General features: G+C 61.9%; 16 protein-coding genes. 2 read left to right on the plus strand and 14 right to left on the minus strand.

Going from position 1 to position 16,328, the window contains the following annotated elements:
• Window positions 1-30: 30 nt before the first annotated feature.
• The 5 genes from QMK17_RS12185 to QMK17_RS12205 form a co-directional block, all read right to left on the minus strand.
• A complete protein-coding gene (locus tag QMK17_RS12185; RefSeq protein ID WP_283509402.1) occupies window positions 31-1,065 on the minus strand; it encodes a substrate-binding domain-containing protein in 1,035 nt (344 codons plus the stop codon).
• A 163-nt stretch (window positions 1,066-1,228) separates the two neighbouring features.
• Entirely contained in the window at window positions 1,229-2,554 is a 1,326-nt protein-coding gene (locus QMK17_RS12190; RefSeq protein WP_283509403.1) for a hypothetical protein, read from the minus strand.
• On the minus strand, window positions 2,551-2,958 hold the full coding sequence (locus QMK17_RS12195; RefSeq protein ID WP_283509405.1) for a hypothetical protein: 408 nt from the start codon (window positions 2,956-2,958) through the stop codon (window positions 2,551-2,553). Before QMK17_RS12195 ends, QMK17_RS12190 begins: the two co-directional genes overlap by 4 nt.
• Complete coding sequence (locus QMK17_RS12200; protein WP_442972748.1) at window positions 2,955-3,197, minus strand: hypothetical protein; 243 nt, start codon at window positions 3,195-3,197, stop codon at window positions 2,955-2,957. Before QMK17_RS12200 ends, QMK17_RS12195 begins: the two co-directional genes overlap by 4 nt.
• Window positions 3,194-5,080, minus strand: a complete 1,887-nt coding sequence (locus tag QMK17_RS12205) for a hypothetical protein (RefSeq protein WP_283509407.1) — start codon at window positions 5,078-5,080, stop codon at window positions 3,194-3,196. The genes QMK17_RS12200 and QMK17_RS12205 overlap by 4 nt, the downstream gene beginning before the upstream one ends.
• Before the next feature lie 297 nt (window positions 5,081-5,377).
• Between QMK17_RS12205 and QMK17_RS12210 the strand changes: the two genes are divergently transcribed.
• Complete coding sequence (locus tag QMK17_RS12210; RefSeq protein ID WP_283509408.1) at window positions 5,378-6,781, plus strand: NAD(P)/FAD-dependent oxidoreductase; 1,404 nt, start codon at window positions 5,378-5,380, stop codon at window positions 6,779-6,781.
• Window positions 6,782-6,813: 32 nt separating this feature from the next.
• Here the strand turns inward: QMK17_RS12210 and QMK17_RS12215 are convergent, their stop codons facing one another.
• The 9 genes from QMK17_RS12215 to QMK17_RS12255 all read right to left on the minus strand — a co-directional run bounded on the left by QMK17_RS12215 (window position 6,814) and on the right by QMK17_RS12255 (window position 14,640).
• A complete protein-coding gene (locus QMK17_RS12215; protein ID WP_283509410.1) occupies window positions 6,814-7,188 on the minus strand; it encodes an ArsR/SmtB family transcription factor in 375 nt (124 codons plus the stop codon).
• The gene (locus QMK17_RS12220) at window positions 7,185-7,850 is read right to left on the minus strand and encodes an urease accessory protein UreD (protein WP_283509411.1); all 666 of its coding nucleotides are present in this window, start codon (window positions 7,848-7,850) and stop codon (window positions 7,185-7,187) included. The genes QMK17_RS12215 and QMK17_RS12220 overlap by 4 nt, the downstream gene beginning before the upstream one ends.
• Entirely contained in the window at window positions 7,840-8,532 is a 693-nt protein-coding gene (gene ureG, locus QMK17_RS12225; RefSeq protein WP_283509413.1) for an urease accessory protein UreG, read from the minus strand. Before ureG ends, QMK17_RS12220 begins: the two co-directional genes overlap by 11 nt.
• Window positions 8,533-8,565: 33 nt before the next feature.
• Window positions 8,566-9,222, minus strand: a complete 657-nt coding sequence (locus QMK17_RS12230; protein ID WP_283509415.1) for an urease accessory protein UreF — start codon at window positions 9,220-9,222, stop codon at window positions 8,566-8,568.
• Window positions 9,219-10,940, minus strand: a complete 1,722-nt coding sequence (locus QMK17_RS12235; RefSeq protein ID WP_283509417.1) for an urease subunit alpha — start codon at window positions 10,938-10,940, stop codon at window positions 9,219-9,221. The genes QMK17_RS12230 and QMK17_RS12235 overlap by 4 nt, the downstream gene beginning before the upstream one ends.
• Window positions 10,940-11,572, minus strand: a complete 633-nt coding sequence (locus QMK17_RS12240; protein ID WP_283509418.1) for an urease subunit gamma — start codon at window positions 11,570-11,572, stop codon at window positions 10,940-10,942. Before QMK17_RS12240 ends, QMK17_RS12235 begins: the two co-directional genes overlap by 1 nt.
• Before the next feature lie 312 nt (window positions 11,573-11,884).
• Window positions 11,885-13,156 (minus strand): DUF6986 family protein, encoded by a 1,272-nt coding sequence (locus QMK17_RS12245; protein ID WP_283509419.1) that lies wholly within the window; start codon window positions 13,154-13,156, stop codon window positions 11,885-11,887.
• A 3-nt stretch (window positions 13,157-13,159) separates the two neighbouring features.
• Window positions 13,160-13,585 (minus strand): PaaI family thioesterase, encoded by a 426-nt coding sequence (locus QMK17_RS12250; RefSeq protein WP_283509609.1) that lies wholly within the window; start codon window positions 13,583-13,585, stop codon window positions 13,160-13,162.
• A 293-nt stretch (window positions 13,586-13,878) separates the two neighbouring features.
• On the minus strand, window positions 13,879-14,640 hold the full coding sequence (locus QMK17_RS12255; RefSeq protein ID WP_442972749.1) for a hypothetical protein: 762 nt from the start codon (window positions 14,638-14,640) through the stop codon (window positions 13,879-13,881).
• Between the two features lie 204 nt (window positions 14,641-14,844).
• Between QMK17_RS12255 and QMK17_RS12260 the strand changes: the two genes are divergently transcribed.
• On the plus strand, window positions 14,845-16,320 hold the full coding sequence (locus QMK17_RS12260; RefSeq protein ID WP_283509421.1) for an iron chelate uptake ABC transporter family permease subunit: 1,476 nt from the start codon (window positions 14,845-14,847) through the stop codon (window positions 16,318-16,320).
• The last annotated feature ends 8 nt before the right edge of the window (window positions 16,321-16,328 follow it).

A 16,328-nucleotide genomic window follows, 5' to 3' on the forward strand; every position in this document is an offset into this window, starting at 1 on the left:
GACCAGACGGTGGTCGCGTCGAGCGCGGTCCTAGCGAGTTCCGTTCTTGGCGTACTCGGCGATGGCGTCGATATTGGACGAGTCGATGAAGGCGGGTCCGGTCAGGACCGGGGTGCCGCCACCGATGGTGTCGCCGTTGTTCAGGTAGAGCCACAGGGAGTCGATCGCGAGGTAGCCCTGGAGGTAGGGCTGCTGATCGATTGCCCAGCCGACATCGCCGGATTTGATGGCGTCGACGAGTGCCGAGTTGGTGTCGAAGGTGACGACGGTGGCGTCACTTCCGGCGTTGGCCTTCGACTGAACCGCAGTGAGCGCAATCGGCGCGCCCAGGGCGACGATGTGGTCGATGCTCGGGTCCTGCTGCAATTTCGCTGTGATGGTTGCCTCGACCGAGGGCATGTCCTTGCTGTTGACATTGAGGATTTCGGTGTTGCCACCGGTGAAGCCCTGTTTCACTCCGGCACAACGTGATTCGAGGGCGACCTGCCCCTGCTCTTGAATGATGCAGAGTGTTTTCTTTGCGCCATCCTGGGTCAGCCGAGCGCCTGCTGCTTCACCGGCGATGGTTTCGTCCTGGCCGAAGTACTGCTGGACTCCCTGAGCCTTCCACGAGTCGAAGCCAGAGTTGAAGGCCACGACGGGAATGCCTGCTGCAGAGGCGGCTTCGACGGCCGGTGCCATTGCGTCGGGCTTGGCAAGAGTCACCGCGATGCCGTCGACCTTGGAGTCGATCGCACTTTGTACGAGGTTCGCCTGGTTCGGAGCCTCGGGATCGGCCGAGTAGCGGAGCTCGATGTTGTCTTTCGCTGCCGCAGCTTCGGCGCCCTTGCGGATGAGATCCCAGAAGGTATCGCCCGGAACCTCGTGGGTGATCATCGCGACCGTTGCCCGGGGAGTGTCCGCGGTACCAGCGTTGGAACCGCCGCCGGTGCTCTCCGGAGCGCCGCCCGTGCTCGAACAACCAGCGGCCACGGTGGCGCACAGCGCCAGTCCGAGGACCGCGCCCGAGCGCAGCACGCGAGGCGAACCTGTGCGGTCCGCGCCGCGGCTCGTGTGAAGTGTCATCAAATCTCTTTCTCGACGTCGACCCCGACGGGCCGGTGGTGAATCAATCGATGTAGCGATCAATATGTAATCCACATCACACGCAAAGTCAAGCATTTGTCCTGACATTAAAAACTCTGATCATTTGATTCAGCGCGACGACCGAAGATTTTTTCCATGGCGTTCAGCCACCGAACAGCAGGAAGAGCCCTCCGAAGGTATAGAAAACCATCAACACCATCAGTGCCAACTGGCCAGTCAACCGGTGACCGACCGGCAACAGGCGAAGCGATGCATCGTGTGCCGCCGCTACGCCGAGGACATGTCCACCGAGGACACACAACACCTTGATCGTCGCCACGATCGCCGGGTTTTCCGATAGCACGTACGACACTTCCCAGTTCTGCTGACCGAACAGATTCCAGCCGTGTCCAAAAGGGTCCGCGAGCAAAATCGCGGTCGCTTGGCCCATTTCTACGAGGTAGGAGAGGTAGTGAGCCACTACGTACCCGAAGACGATCGGAATCAATGAATGTGCAAGATTCCCAGGGAGTTTTGCGCGCTGCTGTCTGTCGACTCCGCCCGTCGCGCGACTGGCGAACCAGAACGAGGTACCGACGAAACCGATGAGGAGCAACAAACCGCCGGTCCGCCACAGCGCTCCACCGGATGGCGACGAAGACATGTCGTCGACCAGGTTTCGCCACACCGGGATCTGAGATGCGCTGTCGAACGCCGTCGAACCGAGCAGTACGGCTATCACCGCAACCGTGCCGGGCAGGACCGGCAACGACCGAAGACCGTCGAGTGGGTTACGCAACACCAACTCTCGGTCGGCGGAACGAGCCAGTATCGACATCCGGGCGATCGTGTCGCTGAACTTCTCGAACGGATCCGCTCGCTCGAACCACGTGTCACCGAACATCACACCGCCGGCGCACGAGATCGCCGCGTACCCGACACACCAGGCGCGAATAGCTGTCAGAGATCCAGGATCGGTCGACGCGAGCTCGAGCCACACGAAAGAGAACAATCCCGCCGCTGCCGGCCACGCACCCACGCGTTGTGAGTACCGAGTGAGCCCTCGCGAACGATCGCGACGCAGCAGTGCGCACAGAGCCAGATGTACTGTCCGCATTGGAGAGACCACACGCCAGACTGGTCCGAAGAACACCGACAGGACCGGAACACCGACCCAGACGAGGACGTAGAACACCCCCGGTAGAGGGTTCGCCGCATCGTCGGGGCCCAAGAAAGCAGCCAGCATCACATACGCAGCGAGGATGAGCCCGAGCGTCCGAACAACGGCTCGGGTGGCCCTGGCGTCGGTTGCACTCGACACCGATCGGGGCAACACGACCCAGTGCCTGGCCGGGTCGAGTCGTGGTGTCCGCCACGCAAAAATCAGGACGGCGAATGAGATCGACAGTGCCCAGGCGCCACCGATGAGAACGTATGTGGCTGGAATCGGTAGATCGGTCGAACCGCCGAGGCCGTGAGCGAGAATCACGGCCTGACGGAAACGGTGGCAACCGTTCGATCGGAGGCATGAAGCTCGATGGCCACCTGGCCGGGCACGTCGACGGTGAATACGAAACTCTGGCCTGGTGCCGCCGCCACTTCGAATTCGTGATCCGGTACTGAGTGCACGTGGAGTTCGTCCTCCGAGTCACTGTCGACCCGAAGTGTGATCGGCTCGCCGACGGTCGCATCGAGCCGCTCGTTGGTCGGCGACACCGCGCCGCCGTCGATGGAGATGTCGATGACGATTCCGTCGGGTGATGACGACTCCCCCGCGGACCCGGTCGCCGACGTCGTGGTGATCGCGTCCTCGGAATCCGGCTCCGACGAACAGGCGGCTACCACCGTCAGACTGACTGCGCACGCAAGTACGAACCACACCACCGACTTCATCGGTTCTCGTCGTCTTCCGTTGGGGTACTGCTGGTGTCGTTCGCATCGCCGGCATTTTCTGCGTTCTCGTCCCGCTCGGCACGCCTGTCCTTGGCGACGACGTACAACACGACACCGACGATCACGAAGGCAGGGATCAGAGCGGGAAGTGCGAGTACAACCGAGTGGTCCGCCATAAAGACCACGTTGTCGGCGCGGACGGACACGCCGGAGCCTATGAGGTTGTCGGACGTACTCACGTTCGGCTCGGCACCTCGGACGAGCATGTGTTGCGCAGCGAGTTTCGCGGCGTGACACTGCTGATGCGAACCGCACCCCACGCCAACGCCCACACGAGGAGCAACGTGCACACGAGCACGATCACCGATGCTGCTGCGAACAACCAGGTTGGGTGATCGAAGTTTCGCTCACGCTGGAGAAGTGTAATTTCCGAAACCAGATCGCGGGTGAACGACGGGTCGGCCGATACCTCCGGCGCCCCGATCGCCTCGTCCCCTGCCAAGTAGATCGGCGCAGCGGTCAGTGTACGACCGTCGTGGATACGAAGGACTGTCTTCCACTTACCATCGACGGGAACAGGCTGGGTGGATCGGTAGGTGCCGGCTCCGGTGCGCTCCAGTGAGTCGACGACGAGTCCGCGCAGCGTCTCGCCACCACCCTGCCAGGCGAGAATCGACACCCATTCTGGATCGTCGCTGACCAGATCCGCCGGGTCGAGCTTGACTTCAGCGTTGACCATCCGGAACCCATCGACACTCTCCGCGTCGGTCAATCGAACAGACGCGGTCGCATCTGTAGGAACATCGAACGTCAGACCGTTCCATACCGTCCCGAACAGGGCCAGGATCATGGCAAGGACCACGCTCCGGCGCACCGCGGGGCCGGGGATGCCATCGCCGCTCAGCAACTGCGCGAACAGGCCTCCGCACAATCCGGTCGTGACGCCGACCGGGATGGTCATCCACAGCGTGTCGACCCACATGCTCGAGGTCCAAGGGAACAGATAGACGGCGTCGATCCACAGAGACTCTCCCCAGATGCCGAGAGTGCCCACTCCGAGTCCTGCGACCGCGCCGAACAACAGTCGACGTTTGATCAGTGGAGTCAACGCAAGAGCTTCGACCACGAGCGCCGCGCCGAGATAGAGCGCAAACACGTTGTGCGGATCGCCGAAGACGGGACCGACGATCAGTGCGGTGATCTCACGGACAACCGCAGCGAAAGCCGCGGCGAACAGTGCTGCACCCGGACCGACCATGGACCGTGCGGCGACAAGAGCGAAGGCTCCTGCGCCCGCGATCAGCATCGGTTGGAAGATCAGCTGGAACTGTTCGATCCCGAAGTCGTACTCGATCTGAAAAACCGAGAGTCCGATGAGGAGTCCACCGAAGGCCGATGCGCGGATCATCCAGGTGAGAATCGGGCTCTGTGACCAGCGAGGATCGGGCCCCTCGGCGTCGGACCCCATCGAAATGCGTCCCTCGTGCTCGAGCAGGATCACGCCGACCAGCGACATGCCCGCGCCACCGATCAGCATCAGGTGCGTCGGTCCCCACAGTGTGACGTCCTGACCGAAGATCCGATGCCAGATGTCGTCGAGAGGAAAGCCGATGAGTGCATATAGACCGGCGCCCATGATCAGGACGCCTCCGGTGGGCACGTACCACGTTCTGGTCAGCTTGATCGCGGCACGACCGGGCTTCTCGTCCAGCGGGAGGATCATCGCCAACGCGCCGGCAATGAACAGGAAAAAGAGTCCGACGAGAATGAAGTAGTGCGCCGGGTTGGCAAGCGGACCCTCGTCCCGGCCCTTTCCGATATGCAGGCTGACATCCCAGATGAACCCGAGAAACGCCGTCAAAATCGTCGAGATGAACAAGACGAGGGGCAGAGCGGCCCAGCCGGGGAGATTCGTCTTGGATCCGGCATAACCGGCAAGTCGGCCCAGCCAGGTGATGCGACGAGTACGGTGCATGAAAGCGAGGTACAGCAACCCGAGCGAGATGACGCCCGCTGCGGCACTCATCCCGAATACCTGGTCCAGCGCCGCTCCCCCTCCTGCGGCGGCGAGGACGTCGGTCGTGACATTGAGGTTACTCGCGGTAACACTTAACTCGAACATGTTGAAAGTATGGACGTCCGGACGCCGAAATGCCAGCGTTTCGACGAAGCGGTGCGAGTGCTTGGGAGCCTCGAACAGAAGTCCGAGATATTGGTTGTGAAGTCCCACTTCTCCGCGGTGGATGTCTGAAGCGATCCAGAAACGACAGTCACGTCGTAGCAGGTAGGTACCCGCAGGTCAGTCCCCGTGCCTGCAGGGAGGTGGGCGAACGGAGGTCCAACATGGGAACCTTGCCGAGACGCCCAGATACGTGGCGACTACCGTTGTAGCTACATTTCAATCTTTTAGGGAGCGGTAATGAGCATCCAACCGGTCGAATCGAAGCGTCATCGTGTCGTCGTCATCGGTTCCGGATTCGGCGGCCTTTTCGGGGCAAAGGCACTCAAGAAGGCCGAAGTCGACGTCACCCTCGTGGCCAAGACGACACACCATCTCTTTCAGCCCTTGCTCTATCAAGTGGCCACCGGCATTCTGTCGGTCGGGGAGATCGCGCCGACCACGCGAGTGATTCTGCGGAAGCAGAAAAACGCGGAGGTCCTGATGGGTGAGGTCCTCGACATCGACCTCGCCGCCAAGACGGTCACCTCGAAGCTGCTCGAGCGTGTCACTGTCACACCGTTCGACAGTCTTATCGTCGCGGCTGGCGCCCAGCAGTCCTACTTCGGCAACGACCACTTCGCCGAGTTCGCACCCGGCATGAAAACGATCGACGACGCTCTGGAACTTCGTGGGCGCATCCTCGGCGCTTTCGAGCAAGCCGAGTTGTCCGACGACCAGGAAGAGCGCGACCGGTTGATGACATTCGTCGTCGTCGGCGCAGGCCCGACCGGGGTCGAACTTGCCGGCCAGATCGCCGAGCTCGCGGATCGCACGCTCGACGGCGCGTTCCGCAACATCGATCCCCGCGACGCGCGCGTCATACTTCTCGACGCAGCTCCCGCAGTGCTTCCTCCGATGGGCGAAAAGTTGGGTAAGCGAGCTGCAACCAGGCTCGAGAAGCTCGGCGTCGAAATCCAACTCAACGCCATGGTGACCGACGTCGACAACGACGGGTTGACCGTGAAGGAGAAAGACGGCAGCACTCGCCGGATCGAGGCGCAGTGCAAGGTCTGGTCCGCCGGAGTGCAGGGCAGTTCGCTCGGCAAGATCCTGGCCGATCAGTCGGAGGCCGAAACCGACCGCGCAGGGCGCGTGATCGTCGAACCTGATCTGACCATCAAGGGCCATCCAAACGTCTTCGTGGTCGGCGACCTGATGTCGGTCAAGGACGTGCCGGGAATGGCGCAGGGCGCGATTCAGGGTGCCAGTTACGCTGCGAAGCAGATCAAGGCGTCTCTGAAGGGTGCCGACCCGACACAGCGTCAGCCGTTCAAGTACTTCGACAAGGGTTCCATGGCGACGGTGTCACGGTTCAACGCCGTAGCCAAGGTCGGAAAGCTCGAGTTCAGTGGGTTCATCGCCTGGGTCATGTGGCTGGCGCTGCACCTGTACTACCTGGTTGGTTACCGAAGCCGCATCACCACAGTGATCTCGTGGTTCGTGACGTTCCTCGGACGCGGACGCGCGCAGATGGCATCGACCGAACAGCAAGTGTTCGCACGTTTGGCCATCGAGCAACTCAATTCGCTCGAGTCCTCCGGATCGAGCCCCAAAGCGGCCGAGTCAGCAGCTGTTGAGAGCCGCGAAAAGGCCGCAGGCTGAGCTGATCTCGACGTACGGACCTTGACTCGGCGTCACTCGTGCACAGTATGTGCGTGAGTGGCGCCGAGTTCGTGAAGCATGCGGTGGACGATGTCGTCGTCGAGCCGGTACGTCATCTTCTTACCGTCGCGCTGTACGGCAACCCATCCCTCATTCCGGAGCAGACGAAGCGCATGCGATACCGATGTCGAGGTCATTCCGAGTGCCACCGACAAATCCGTGACACAAATCCCCGGCGCCCTGTGCATGCACAGCAAGATTCGAAGCCTGGTCGGATCCCCCAGTAGATCGAACCGCTGTACCCACACGCCGAGGTCGTCGACAGCGTCGAGCGCGGCACGCGATTGCGCCACGTGTTCAGGATCGAACACACTCTCCGTCTCGGGAATACCGTTCGCATTCGTCATGGCGACAACGGTAATGCGTCCAGGCGGTCGCCGGTGCACGTCGTCAGGCTCCCACCCGCCGCCAGCGGCATCCGAACCGCGCCAGGCCCGGCAGTTTCGGGGCCGCGGTGGTCCGGAAATCTGATCGAACTGGACAGAGACTTCGGCGCCGACAGTGTGTCATGACCGATGGTTCCGTGTCCCAGTTCGACGCGGTGCCTGAGATGAGGCAGACCATCTATGTCGGATCGCATTGTGCCGTACCATCTTCCAGCACGCTCGCCGGCCCGCCCGATCTGGACGCGCTCGCGAAAGCCGATCGTTGCGGACGACTCGAACTGGATCAGCGTCCTCGTGTGATGTACGGCATCAGCTGCCACGATCATCGGCTCGGGATCGAAGTCCAACGCACCGTCCGCCGCGACGTCGAACGACCATTCCGAGCACGACTCGCGCTCCAACGTACTCGGCAATGCCACCGACGCTGCAACACTGCGGATCACCAATCGAGCACCGATGCCCACCACGATCCTGATGTTCATGACGTCTCCGCCGAGCGGTGTCGCAGCTGTTCCGATCAGATGCACGGTGTCCGCACCGGTCAATCTGCCGGACAAGCCGCCGGAGGCGATGATGCGCGGACTGCGGTGTGCGCTGGCCTCGATGACAAGCTCAGTGCGCATCGGCCACGGCCGACTCCTTCAACTGAGCGCGTACCCACTCGAGTACGAGGGTCGCCGACGGATCGTCGGTAAGCGAGATCAGAGCAGTCGGCCTCCCCCCACGTACCCGTGTCGCGTCGTGCTCCATCACGGTCAGATCTGCGCCGACGTAGGGAGCGAGATCCGTCTTGTTGATAACCAGAAGGTCGGAGAAGGTGACTCCGGGCCCGCCTTTTCTCGGCACCTTGTCCCCACCGGCAACGTCGACGACGAAGATTTGCACATCGATCAACCCCGACGAAAACGTTGCAGTCAGGTTGTCGCCGCCGGATTCCACGAGTATCAGATCGAGCGGAGGATTCTCCTCGACCAAATCGTCGATGGCGTCGAGGTTCGCGGTGATGTCGTCCCTGATGGCAGTGTGCGGACAGCCGCCGGTTTGGACCGCAGTGATTCGCTCGTCTGACAGAACCGCATGTCGGCGAAGAAAATCGGCATCCTCGGTGGTGTAGATGTCGTTGGTCAGGACCGCGAGCGACAGCTCGTCTCGCAGTTCGCGGCACAGCGCCGCAACCAGAGCTGTCTTACCCGATCCGACCGGTCCACCGATACCGATACGGAGTGCCTCGCCAGGGACTCGGCGCCGTTTCGGGCGATCGTGGCTGTGGTCGTGCGGCTCGCCGTCGATCAGATGTGGGGGCATTGGGTCGCCTTTCGAGAGTTTTCGAGATCGAGTTCAGGATACGAAGAGTGGGCGTTCGCGCTGTACGTGGGATTCCGCCAGGACGTCGAGCAAGGGATCGGAGAGGTCGATCAGTGTAGGCAAGCTCGAGTACACGACATCGGCAACCTCGTCGCACGTCCGAGCCAAACGCAGGGTGCACGCGGCTATCTCGGACGGATCGAGAGCCAACAGCCGCTGAGCTGCGATCGCCGAACCTGTCATCGTGGTGTAGATCTGCACCGATGCCAGGTCAAGGCCGGTCAGTCCGGCGACTCGACCTACAACGCCTGCAATCACAGCGAGATGGGGCCGCCGAGGGAGCGAATCCCATGCCTCATCGGGCCAGCTCGCCCTTGCCAGTCGCAGAAGACCCCTCCCCTGAGCCCTCGAGGCAGCGCGAGCCGCGGGCGATGGAGTGCGCGCGTCGGTCTCCAACTCGGCGATCGCCACGTCTACAACAGATTCACACACCGCGGCTGCCACGGATGCGGTCACAGCGCCGGTGGTCCGCAGTCGGCGATTCAGGAAAGCCTCCACGGTTGCAATGTCACGGACCAACCCGCGCGCCACGGCCTCTTCCACGCCACCCGAATGGACATGGCCGCCCGTCGGGAGCCTGGAATCCGCTAACGACAGAATTGTCGACACACGAGAAACGACTGCGCTCAAAAGAGGAAGTACCTTTGCGCCATGGGCAGTTCCGTAGCCGGCTGTTCCTTCCAGACTTCGCCGTCGATTTTCACGGTGAACGTATCGGCGTCGACCTCGATGCGCGGTTGCGCATTGTTGAGAGGCATATCGGCCTTCCCGACGGAGCGAACGTTCCCAACCGCCACAAGTCGGCGATCGCAGTTCAATCGATCCGCCAGTCCGTCTTCGATCGCTTGAGGGGCAACGAAGTGAACAGAAGTCGCCGCTGCCGCCTTCGCTGATGCGCCGAACATCGGGAGTGGAAGTTCGGGCTGTGGCGTCGGGATCGATGCATTCGCATCGCCCATCTGGGCCCAGGCAATCATGCCGCCCTTGATCACTGTGTGGGGGCGCACCCCGAAGAACGCCGGATCCCACAGCACGAGGTCGGCGAGTTTTCCTGGTTCGATCGAACCGATTTCGTGGTCGAGGCCGTGGGCGACGGCGGGGCATATCGTGTACTTGGCGACGTAGCGCATGACGCGGTTGTTGTCAGCATCGACATCGCCGGCCAACAAGCCTCGACGTTTCTTCATGACGTGCGCAGTTTGCCAAGTCCTGAGCACCACCTCACCGATTCTCCCCATAGCCTGGGCGTCGCTTCCAATCATGGAAATCGCGCCCATATCGTGAAGAAGATCCTCCGCGGCGATCGTCGACGGCCGAATTCGACTCTCCGCGAACGCAAGATCCTCGGGTATGGACGGACTCAGGTGATGGCACACCATCAGCATGTCCAAGTGCTCGTCGAGAGTATTGACGGTGTGTGGCCTGGTTGGATTTGTAGAACTGGGCAGCACATGGCTCTGAGCCGCGACCGTGATGATATCGGGCGCGTGCCCGCCCCCTGCGCCCTCGGTGTGATAGGCGTGGATTCCGCGTCCCGCGATCGCACCGAGAGTGGTTTCGACGAACCCCGCCTCGTTCAGGGTGTCCGAGTGCAGTGCTGCCTGCACCCCGGCGTCATCGCAGACCCGCAGGCACGCATCGATCGCTGCAGGTGTCGATCCCCAGTCCTCGTGCAGCTTGAATCCTGAAGCACCTGCACGCAATTGCTCCCACATGGCATCGCTGCTGACGGTATTCCCCTTGCCCAACAACACGATGTTCATCGGCCAGTCGTCCAGTGCTTCCAGCATCCGAGACAGGTGCCAGGCCCCGGGTGTCACCGTCGTGGCTTTGCTGCCCTCGGCGGGACCTGTGCCCCCGCCGATGAGCGTCGTAATACCGCCGCCGAGCGCCTCTTCCATGATCTGTGGGCAGATGAAGTGGACGTGGCAGTCGATCGCGCCCGCCGTGACGATTTTCCCGTTGCCCGCAATGATCTCGGTGGACGGCCCGATCACCAGATCCGGGTGAACGCCGGTCATGGTGTCCGGGTTGCCTGCCTTCCCGAGCGCAACGATGCGGCCGTCACGAATTCCCAGGTCGGCTTTGATGATTCCCCAGTGGTCCACCACAACCACCCCGGTGATGATCGTGTCCGGGGCGCCGTCTGCTCGTGTTGCCCGCGACTGGCCCATGGATTCACGAATGACTTTGCCGCCGCCGAACACGGCTTCTTCACCGGCGAGACCGGGCCCGCCGCTGCGATCCTCGGTCACCTCGATCAGGAGATCGGTGTCTGCGAGTCGAATTCGATCACCGGTAGTCGGCCCGAACAGTTGGGCATAGCGGGCGCGACTCAAATGTGCCATCAGACATCCAGCTTTCCAGGTGGGGTCAAACTCAGTCCGTAGACTTCGCGAGTGCCGCCGAGCGGGACGAGCCGAACAGTCATCGAGATACCAGGTTCGAATCGAACGGCGGTTCCAGCAGGTATATCAAGCCTTCGTCCATGCGCGAGTTCGCGGTCGTAGGACAGAGCAGCGTTTGCCTGAGGGAAGTGCACATGACTGCCGACCTGGACCGGTCGGTCGCCGGAGTTCAACACCTCGATCGTGACGACGTCTGAGCCGCTGTTGATTTCGATTTCGCCAGGCAATGTGATGACCTCGCCGGGAACCAAGTGTCCATCTCCCCGTTTGGGGGAGATGGGGTCGTGAACGGTGATGAGCTTGGTGCCGTCGGGGAAGGTTGCCTCCACCTGAACCTCGGGCAGCAGCTCCGGCACACCACTGATGACGTCGTCCGCCCCGAGGACCTCTCGTCCCGATGCCATCAACTCGGCGACGGATCGTCCGTCACGTGCGCCCTCGAGCAGGTGGTCAGTGATCAGTGCGACTGCCTCCGGATGATTGAGCAGCCGGCCCCTCGATCGACGCCTGCGTGCCAACTCGGCGGCATAACTGATGAGCAGTCGGTCCTGCTCGTGCGGAGTAAGCCGCATTGTCGATCTCCATCTGTTTCTCGCGTAGTCACCCGTCGACCAACGTTAATACTGACACGATTGTGCCTGCGAAGCATGGAGAGCTCACCACGAAGCTGTGCGGCGAGGAAACGACCAACTGGACGAGGAACGAAGAAGAAAGGTGCTCGACGGAGAGTACGGGACCACCGGAGGATGCGGATCCGATCGAGGCCGGAGATGCCGCTTCGGCGAACGCATCAGCAGTTTCAGTACTGAGCAGAAAGGTAAGCGCTGCAACGCGACCGGCTCCGGATCGGCACTTACATGAATGCGATCCGGAGCCGGTAGCTGTCAGGCCGTCGGGCCGCCGACAGTCCGGTTCAACAAACCCAACAGAATGTCCTTCGTGATCGATGACGACACCGCGCCCAGGTCGTGTTCGTCGAACGCGCCTGCGTCGAGTCCGCGAATCAGTACGCCGGAAAGCGCTTGTGCGGTCGCCGGTTCGTCCATGATCCCTCCCGCGGTGCTGTCCAGATATGCCGCCACCCGAGCTGCAGCGGTGGGCATTGCCGACCCGAAGAACGACAATGTCGCGGCCCACCTCGTGACGAGGTGACCGGGGTGCATGTCCCACCCCTGGTAGAAACCGCGTTCGAGTGATCGGGTGACGAGACCGAAGTGTCGACGAATCGCGGTGTCGATCTCGATAGTCGTTCCCACCGGTACAACCTGTGTCGAACCGTCGCACACCCAGACGCCCGTCTGCGCGGCCGCGGCAAGCATGACGTTCTTTGCATGGTCGGCGACGGGATGGGCCAGAGACTGCTGGGCGGACGTGATTCCGCAGGCAGCGCTGTAGTCGTACGTCCCGTAGTGGAGCGAGGTGCAACGGCCGTCCGCGCGGCCGAGAGCGCGTGCGAGCGTCGCTGTTCCATCACGTCCGACGATTGCCTGCGGGCTCTCGATCTGTAGTTCGAACCGCAACGACCGATCGGCGAGACCATGTGCCCGTTCGAGTTCTTCACAGAGAGCAACCACCGCGTCTACTTGTGCCACAGCGCGAAGCTTGGGCACGGTGAACACGAATCCATCGGGAACACCGCCTGCCGCATCGAGGACGAGTTCCAGCGTCCGAATTCCGCGACGCCGCTCGTGTGGCGCAAGGCCTTTGGCTCGTATACCTAGCCAGCGTGGCCCATCGGGGTCGGCGGCCAACGCCGAAAGGGTCTTGCCCGCCTCGCGCGCGTGCGCGTCTTCCGACGAATCGGGGCGCCAACCGTATCCGTCCTCGAAATCGATTCTCAGATCTTGAATGGGGCGCGTAGCAAGAATTCGGCGCACCCGTGGAAGGACACCTGCAGTATCGAGAGATTCGACCACACCAGGATTGGAGTCGAGAAGGCTCAGTGCCACGCTCCCCCATCGTTGCGGAACGTCGACGGACGCATCCGAGGCAGCCACGTAGACGGTGTGTATCGGCTGCCCGCCGACTCGATCACCCGGAAAGTCACGGGACAACGCGGCATCGACGGGACCGAGTATCGACTCGATCCGCGAGTAAGCAGACTCGTCCAAGCTGCTGTCGTTGGGAGACTGAGGAGAAGAGGTGCTGTTCGTCACGGCCTACTGTCCCAGAATTCCGGTATCTACGATGTTCGCTAGTCGAACCTTGCCCTGGGCGACGTGCTTGCCCGCCTCGTCGGTGATGTCCACCTGCCAGATTTGCTGAGTCCGCCCACGATGAACGGGGCGAGCTTCGGCGTGGAGCGTTCCTTGGCGTGACGCGCGAAGGAAGTCGGTGTTGTTGTTCACACCCACAACGTGTCCGCGATCGCCGAGCCACACGCTTGCGCCGATACTGGCCAGCGATTCGACCACCGAGCACAACACACCACCGTGCATGATTCCCGCTGGCTGGTGAAGGTTCGGTGTCACATCCCACCTGGCACGGACCTTGTCGGCTGAAACCTCGATGTACTCGAGGCCGATCGCACCGTCGAATCCCTTCGCGCACAGCTCGGTCATCTTCGCCGGATCGAGGTCTTGCATAGTCGGCGTTCTCTCTTCGTGCTGGTTGCTCGAAGTGTTCTGGATATCGCTCATCGATTCTCCTCGTCGTCGCCGCACGTAGTGCGTTGGCCGCTGTTCGATCAGAACTACACGAGGGCACAGACAGAAGAATCGGCGGGCCTCACATTCACCGAATGTGAGGCCCGCCGTGGCAAGGACCGGGAGTCACTGCAGCCCTCAGGACTCCGGCGCGGTCCGGTGGTACCAACAAATAATAGGCTAGCCTTGCCTGATTTGGCAATACTCTGCGCAATCGCAAAGGCGAGAGCGCATCACGAAACTCGCGGCCGTACACGCCCCAACGCCACTGGACGAGAGCGAACCGGCGCACCCGCGGACACGAAGGCGTCGAGTAGCGCTTGGCCGCGTCGCGCGCTGTTGGAGGAATGTATACCCGCGAGGACGGGAACGTAGGTGGAGGCGCCGAGAATGGAGTCACCGACCAAGCTCCAGAAAATTCGTGAATCGAGGGGCACGCAATCCGCGATGGCCGCGAGGATCTTCTCGAGCGAGGTGATGCACCGGTGTGCAGTCCATACCAGAAGTGCTTCCTCGCACGGAAGCGTTACCGTTCCTCGAGTGGGCTCGGGCGATGCTTCGGGTAGTACCCGAAGCGTCGGGGATGCCACGCCTGCCCAGTCGACGCCACCGTCGCTGTCCATGTGAATCCACAGGTTGTCGATGCCAGGGTCCCATGCTCGCCCTTCGAGCACGAGGAGTGCGGAGACCCGGCCGACGACCGCATGCACGAGTGCGGTCGCAACTTGAATCGCAGCTGACTCGGGGACCTCGAGATCATCGAGCGAGCGGTTGATCATCCGACCGATTCGCCCATCCTCCAGTCCGGAGGCAAGTTGCCACCAGCGACGCTTGGCCTCGTCCCCCATCGACGCAACCGCGTACATACGAGGGTAATCGGGGTTGAGTGTTCTGAGCCTGGCGCACGAGCGCGCGAGTGGGCCGCCGTCGCCGTTACGGCCGAGCGAACGATGCACATCAGCCCAGGCATCGGACGTCGAAATTGCAACTGACACTGGACCACTCCCTGTAGAACGAAAGACCCTGAGGCCCGTTGAACCAAGGTTAGCCTAACCATCTTAGGTGTCCTGAGCAATTCTTCCGCGTGTTCGGTCCGTCACGTGTCGGCTTGGCTAGCCTTACCTGGGTGCGCGTCCTGACAAAGGTTTCCGTAACCTAAGTGTTGGCACGTTCAATCACAGTGAGGAGTCATCACCACAGTGACGACTGCACCATTGTTCGGCTCGGGAGGTTTCGTCCCGAATCCGGACGACGACTACGCAAAGGAAGACATTCCTCGCGGTCCGGCCCCCTGGACGCGGCGAATAGCGGCAACCGTGGTCGACCTCGCAATCGTTGTCTTCCCCTTGGGGATCGGCTGGTCCATGGTCGACTCGCTCCGGGACGACAACGGTGGAGGTCAGGCCGACCGATTCGTGTTCGGCGCTATCGCGGTTGCCGTCGCGCTCGGGCTACTTCTGTGGAACCAGGGATTCCGCGAAGGCAAAGAAGGCCAGAGCACCGGCATGCGATGGACCGATCTCATCGTCCGCGATGTCGATACCGGCGACCCGATCGGCGTTCGACGGGCACTGTACCGACAGTTCGGAATCGGCCGCGGCGCCACCGAGGTCGTCCGCGAGAAGACGGCATTCGACGAGCAATTCGAACCCATTCCACGCAACAACTCGGTCTCCGATATTCGCAAACGCAGGATCCTCGGGCTGATCGTCCTGACAGTTGCGCTCGTTGCCGCAATCATGGCGAGTGTTGCCATTGGAGCTCGGCCTCTCACATTCGATGAGATCGGTCACGCGTTACTCAACTCAACCGGTACCGACACAGACATCATCGTTCGCACGTTGCGAGTTCCGCGGACCCTTCTTGCGTTGGTAGTCGGTATTTCGCTCGGCATCGCGGGTGCGCTGATCCAGGGCCACACGCGAAACCCACTTGCTGATGCGGGGCTGCTGGGCCTCAACGCCGGTGCAGCGTTCCTCGTGGTTCTGTCGATCTACTTCTTCCGCTTCAACTCGCCGAGCCAATACCTCTGGTTCGCACTAGCCGGGTCGGCGATCGCAAGCATCGTCGTCTTCGGGCTGTCATCGATCGGAAATGCAAAAGCGAGTCCGCTCAACCTCGCACTGGCCGGTGCCGGCGTCGCATTCTTCTTGGCAGCGATGACCAACGCTGTCGTGCTTCTCGACCAGACCAGTCTCGACGGGTATCGATTCTGGTCGGTGGGATCGGTCGCAGGCCGAGGGCTCGACGTTCTGTGGCAGGTCTTGCCGTTCCTCGTGATCGGAGTGTTGATCGCATTGGCGAGCACTCCTGGATTGAATGTCATGAGTCTCGGTGAGGACGTGGCCCGTTCGCTCGGTACCAACATCGCGCTCACTCGAACGGTCGGGATCATCGCAATCACTCTGTTGACCGGGGCCGCGACAGCAGCATGTGGACCGATCGCTTTCATCGGATTGGTCGTACCACACGTGGCCCGAGTGGTCACCGGACCCGACTATCGATGGCTCGTCCCGTACGCAGGATTGATTGGCGGCGTGATGCTGATGATCGCCGACGTCATCGGCAGAGTCGTGGTCAGACCCGGTGAACTGCAGGTAGGTATCGTCCTCGCCCTTTTCGGAGCACCGTTTTTCATCGCACTCGTTCGACGGCGGAAGTTGGCAAGCCTGTGACTGCAACG

Source organism: Rhodococcus sp. G-MC3 (assembly GCF_030063335.1).
In the GTDB taxonomy this organism is placed as follows: Bacteria; Actinomycetota; Actinomycetes; order Mycobacteriales; family Mycobacteriaceae; genus Rhodococcoides.

Excerpts from the sequence above, each read along its gene's own strand:
- QMK17_RS12250 (WP_283509609.1), bottom strand. The coding sequence starts at position 13,585 with ATGCAAGACCTCGATCCGGCGAAGATGACCGAGCTGTGCGCGAAGGGA.
- QMK17_RS12215 (WP_283509410.1), bottom strand. The coding sequence starts at position 7,188 with ATGACGAATGCGAACGGTATTCCCGAGACGGAGAGTGTGTTCGATCCT.
- QMK17_RS12205 (WP_283509407.1), bottom strand. The coding sequence starts at position 5,080 with ATGTTCGAGTTAAGTGTTACCGCGAGTAACCTCAATGTCACGACCGAC.
- ureG (WP_283509413.1), bottom strand. The coding sequence starts at position 8,532 with ATGCCCCCACATCTGATCGACGGCGAGCCGCACGACCACAGCCACGAT.
- QMK17_RS12220 (WP_283509411.1), bottom strand. The coding sequence starts at position 7,850 with ATGCGCACTGAGCTTGTCATCGAGGCCAGCGCACACCGCAGTCCGCGC.
- QMK17_RS12195 (WP_283509405.1), bottom strand. The coding sequence starts at position 2,958 with ATGAAGTCGGTGGTGTGGTTCGTACTTGCGTGCGCAGTCAGTCTGACG.
- QMK17_RS12240 (WP_283509418.1), bottom strand. The coding sequence starts at position 11,572 with ATGCGGCTTACTCCGCACGAGCAGGACCGACTGCTCATCAGTTATGCC.
- QMK17_RS12210 (WP_283509408.1), top strand. The coding sequence starts at position 5,378 with ATGAGCATCCAACCGGTCGAATCGAAGCGTCATCGTGTCGTCGTCATC.
- QMK17_RS12235 (WP_283509417.1), bottom strand. The coding sequence starts at position 10,940 with ATGGCACATTTGAGTCGCGCCCGCTATGCCCAACTGTTCGGGCCGACT.
- QMK17_RS12185 (WP_283509402.1), bottom strand. The coding sequence starts at position 1,065 with ATGACACTTCACACGAGCCGCGGCGCGGACCGCACAGGTTCGCCTCGC.